At 66.1% G+C, this 236-nt stretch carries 1 protein-coding gene; it reads left to right on the top strand.

The genetic code is table 11. The features are described 5' to 3' along the window. On the top strand, positions 1-236 hold a 236-nt coding region (locus G3N64_RS34240; protein WP_205788106.1), incomplete at both ends, for a hypothetical protein.

Here is a 236-nt window from a genome sequence, read left to right as displayed (position 1 = left end):
AAAAAAAAAAAATCGCGGTGTCCGGCTCGTACACGAACCCCGGCCACGGCCGCGGCACGCTCGACCTTCGCGCCCATTTCGCCCGCGCGTCGTTGGCGCGCATTCCGCGCTACCTGCCGACCGGGATGTCCGAACACCTTCGCGCCTATCTAGACCACTCGCTGCAGGTCGCCCACTTGACCAACGTCGCGTCGCTCCGTGCCCGCCCCCCCCTCGTGACATTCACGTTCGCACCC

It is taken from the genome of Burkholderia sp. Ac-20344, from assembly GCF_017104975.1.
GTDB lineage: Bacteria > Pseudomonadota > Gammaproteobacteria > Burkholderiales > Burkholderiaceae > Burkholderia.
The sequence above is the reverse complement of the archived record's forward strand: the minus strand, read 5'-3'. Positions and strand labels throughout refer to the sequence as shown.